This window comes from Nevskia soli, from assembly GCF_903970205.1.
GTDB lineage: Bacteria > Acidobacteriota > Terriglobia > Bryobacterales > Bryobacteraceae > Bog-113.
On the sequence record NZ_CAJCHS010000174.1, the window covers coordinates 1 to 3,923 of the forward strand.

5 protein-coding genes and 1 pseudogene are annotated in these 3,923 nt (G+C 58.1%); 4 read left to right on the forward strand and 2 right to left on the reverse strand.

What is annotated here, in order from left to right:
- Nucleotides 1-22 precede the first annotated feature (22 nt).
- Nucleotides 23-328, reverse strand: a complete 306-nt coding sequence (locus H1Y01_RS07770; RefSeq protein WP_180539873.1) for a Rieske (2Fe-2S) protein — start codon at nucleotides 326-328, stop codon at nucleotides 23-25.
- Between the two features lie 64 nt (nucleotides 329-392).
- On the opposite strand from H1Y01_RS07770, the gene H1Y01_RS07775 reads away from it, so the two are divergent.
- The 4 genes from H1Y01_RS07775 to H1Y01_RS07790 all read left to right on the forward strand — a co-directional run bounded on the left by H1Y01_RS07775 (nucleotide 393) and on the right by H1Y01_RS07790 (nucleotide 3,437).
- Nucleotides 393-1,190, forward strand: a complete 798-nt coding sequence (locus H1Y01_RS07775; RefSeq protein WP_219341366.1) for a TonB family protein — start codon at nucleotides 393-395, stop codon at nucleotides 1,188-1,190.
- A 63-nt stretch (nucleotides 1,191-1,253) separates the two neighbouring features.
- Nucleotides 1,254-2,135 carry an aldo/keto reductase gene (locus H1Y01_RS07780; protein ID WP_180539874.1) on the forward strand — a complete coding sequence of 294 codons (882 nt, stop codon included), beginning with the start codon at nucleotides 1,254-1,256 and terminating at the stop codon, nucleotides 2,133-2,135.
- 165 nt (nucleotides 2,136-2,300) lie between these two features.
- Nucleotides 2,301-2,603, forward strand: coding sequence for an ArsR/SmtB family transcription factor (locus H1Y01_RS07785; RefSeq protein WP_180539875.1), 303 nt, complete (start codon nucleotides 2,301-2,303; stop codon nucleotides 2,601-2,603).
- A gap of 84 nt (nucleotides 2,604-2,687) precedes the next feature.
- Nucleotides 2,688-3,437, forward strand: a complete 750-nt coding sequence (locus H1Y01_RS07790; protein WP_180539876.1) for an SDR family NAD(P)-dependent oxidoreductase — start codon at nucleotides 2,688-2,690, stop codon at nucleotides 3,435-3,437.
- A gap of 17 nt (nucleotides 3,438-3,454) precedes the next feature.
- Here H1Y01_RS07790 and H1Y01_RS07795 read toward each other — a convergent pair.
- Nucleotides 3,455-3,923, reverse strand: a pseudogene (locus tag H1Y01_RS07795) (tRNA uridine-5-carboxymethylaminomethyl(34) synthesis GTPase MnmE); the annotation flags it as partial.

Sequence of the window (3,923 nt, forward strand, 5' to 3'; positions counted from 1 at the left end):
GACGGTTTCGACTTCAGGCAGTTCAGGCAACGTCGATAAGGACTTCCTGGCCTTCTACTTTGACCGGAAAAACGGCGACTTTGTCGTCGGGTTCATATTCATTAAGACCGGTGGCGCAATCGAACTCCCAAGCGTGCCAGGGGCACATGATTTTGGAACCGTTGAGCATTCCCTGACCCAGCGGGCCGCCCTGATGCGGACAAGTTCCATCGAGCGCGTGAACTTGTCCGTCGACCAGGCAGAGAGCATAGGGCTTGTCGTCCACCATCACTTCAAGGAGCGGTTCCGACTGAAGTTGCGCGAGCGTCGCGACTTTAACAAAGGCCATTTCAGTTTCTATGTCACCACAATTCGATTTGCAGGTTGCGCGGCGCGGGACTACAATGAGCCAGATGCAACGTTTCCTCTTGCCGGTAGTGGTCGCGACGCTGTTACCCGCCGCTTGGGGTCAAGATGCCACTGCGGACGTCCAACCGGTAGACGCGCAGGGCTATCTGCAGCGGGCGACGGAAATGCAGATGAACGAGCAATGGGAAGACGTGGTCTCCAACGCGTCGCGGGCGATTCTTCTGGATCCGGATTCATTGCGCGCTTACGGGATGCGCGCGCATGCGTTCCGCGAACTCGGCCGATATAACGAAGCCATAGCGGATTACTCGGAGCTCATCCGCCGAGACCCGGAAGCCCGCACTTCCTTTTACCTGTTCGAAGCACGCGGGTCATTGTACTTGAAGGTTCATAAAGCAGTGCAGGCGGCTGCCGACGCCGAAGTCGCTATAAAGCTGCAACCGGAAGAACCGCACGGCTATCTGCTGCGGGCTGAAGCACGACGGCAGGCAGGTGACGAGGCGGGAGCGGCCCAGGACCAGGCGTTGGCGAATCAGTTAGAAAAGCAAATCGGGCCGCAGAGGATCGGCGGTAAAGTGATGGCCGCAAACCTGATTCACAAGGTCGCGCCGGAGTACCCGTCCCTGGCCAGACAGGCGCGTATTCAGGGCACGGTACGCTTCGCCGCCATGATAGGTAAAGATGGATCCATTGAGTCGTTGAACCTGATTAGCGGACATCCTCTGTTGGTGGACGCTGCCAAGACCGCGGTTCAACAATGGCAGTATAAGCCGACTCTGCTGAACGGAGAACCGGTGCGCGTCGCGACAACGGTTGACGTGAATTTCGCGCTGCAGGAATAGCGCCCCTGGTCGAACATTGGACGTTATCGCGCACTGGCGAGGCGCATGCAATCCTAAGAAATCATGACATCCAGCGCAATCACTGCACAGGCTAGCGGCACGTTCAAACTCGGCGGCGATCTGACCGTCAACCGGCTTGGCTTCGGAGCCATGCGTATCACCGGGCCCGGTATCTGGGGTGAACCGAAAGACCCCGAGGAGGCAAAACGCGTCCTCCGACGCGCGGTCGAACTCGGCGTCAATTTCATCGATACAGCCGACTCATACGGTCCTTACGTAAGTGAGCAGATCATCGGCGATACTCTGTCACCCTATCCGGAAGGTGTCGTCATTGCGACGAAAGGCGGCCTGACGCGTCAGGGTCCCAATAAGTGGCTGCCGGTTGGCCGTCCCGAATATCTGCGGCAGGAAGTCGAAATGAGTCTGCGCCGGTTGCGGTTGGAACGTATCGACTTATACCAGCTGCATCGCATCGACCCGAAAGTGCCGGTTGAAGAGAGTCTTGGTGAATTGAAGAAGATGCAGCAGGAAGGCAAGATCCGGCATATCGGTCTTTCTGAGGTCAAGCCGGACGAGATCGAACGCGCGCAGCGAACTGTCCCGATCGTGAGCGTGCAGAATCAATACAACATCGCCGATCGAAAACACGAAGATACGCTGCAATACTGTGAGCAGCATCAACTGGCGTTCATTCCCTGGTTCCCGGTCGCGGCGGGTGAACTCGCGAAGCCCGGCGGCCCGCTGGACCAAACGGCGGGAAAACATGGCGCTACCGTCGCGCAGCTTTGCATCGCGTGGCTTCTTTGGAGGTCGCCTGAGATGCTGCCGATTCCGGGTACGTCGTCAGTAAGTCACTTAGAGGAGAACGTGGCCTCCGCTCAACTCAAGCTTGGCGATGAGGAATGGGCCGAGCTCGAGAAAATCGCCCGAATCAAAGGGAAGTAACCTATGCTCCGACAACCGGGAGCGCGTCGCGGCCGTGATGGCGCGGTGAGTTGCGTCGTCGACTTAGCGCCGCGGAAGCCAGGAGCCGGTTCTCGGATGGATCGATCCCCTGAAGGTCGCTGGGTCTTGTTCCCGGTTGATCCGCTATGATGGCTGCGGTCCAGCGTGGCGCAAGGGAAGAGTCATTCCGGGAAACGACTGGCAGAAAAACAGCTGAAGCTGATCGCCAAAGCGCTCGCCGATCCGCGGCGTTATGAAATTCTCAGGCAGATCGGAGCGCAAGAGAGCGGCGCGTCTTGCACCGATATACGCGAATGCCAGCCGGTGAGCGCGGCCACACTCTCGCACCACTTCAAAGAACTGGAAAGCGCGGGACTTATCAAAGTTGCCCGGCAAGGTAAGTTCGCGCACTTCAAGCTGCGGCGCGACGTGCTGCGGGCGTACCTGGATCATCTGGCAAAAATCTGAGCGCGGGGTTGAACCCTTCCCGAACCCGGCTTCATCAATTAGATGGTTGTCGAAATGTCAACAAGACGTTTTGAAAGGATGGAAATGAGCAAACTGAAAGGTAAGGTCGCAGTGGTTACGGGCGCATCGAAAGGGATCGGGGCGAACATTGCGAAGAGTCTGGCGGCGGAAGGCGCGGCCGTGGTCGTGAACTATAGCTCCAGCAAAGAGGGCGTGGAGAAAATCGTCGACCAGATCGTGAAGAGCGGCGGTAAAGCGGTCGCGGTGCAGGGTGACGTGTCGAAGGCGGCGGACGTTCAACGAATCTTCGCCGAGACCAAAGAGGCGTTTGGAGCGCTGCATGTGCTGGTCAACAATGCCGGAGTCTATGAATTTGGAGCGCTCCCGGAGATCACCGAAGAACACTTCCACCGGCAATTCAATACCAATGTCCTAGGGCTGCTTCTAGCTACTCAGGAAGCGGTGAAGCATTTCGGAGATGAGGGCGGAAGTGTGGTGAATATCGGGTCGACGGTAAGTCGTTTGACTCCCCCGGGCTCAGCGGTGTACAGCGCGACAAAGAGTGCCGTGGATGCGGTGACGCATGTGCTCGCGAAGGAACTCGGACCAAAGATGATCCGCGTGAACTCGATCAATCCAGGGATGGTGGAGACCGAAGGCACGCATACGGCCGGGTTTATCGGAAGCGAGTTTCAGAATCAGTTAGAGGCGCAGACTCCGCTGGGGCGCATCGGGCAGCCTGGAGATATCGGTCCCGTGGCAGTGTTTCTAGCTTCGGCCGACTCAGGATGGGTGACTGGCGAGACACTGCTCGCGTCAGGCGGGCTCAGGTAAGTCCCGATCGGCTGCCGTTACTTACCAATACAGAACGTGGAGAAGATGCGGTTTAAGATGTCGTCCGCTGTCGTTCTTCCCGTTAGTTCGTCGAGGCCGCCCAGTGCGTCGTAGAGGTCGAGCAATAGCATCTCATGCGGGATGTTTTCCACGATAGCTGTGTGAGCTTGACTAAGTGCGGATTGAGCGTTCGACAGGGCATTCTGCTGCCGGAGGTTGGTGATAATCGCGCCGTTCTGTTCGACTACACCGTCCGGCGCGACTGCGCGTACTATCGCCTCACGCAACTCGTCGATGCCCCGCCCCGTCAACGCCGAAACCGGTAGCATATCCGGGCCGGCTTTGCCGCCTTGGTCGACCTTGTTAGCTACGATCAGGTGCCGGCCTTGCGCGCCGGCTTTGTCGATTAGTTCCTGATCCTGCTCTTCGATATGGTTTGCATCCACTACCACGAGCGTTACGTCTGCGTCCGCCATGGCACTCAGG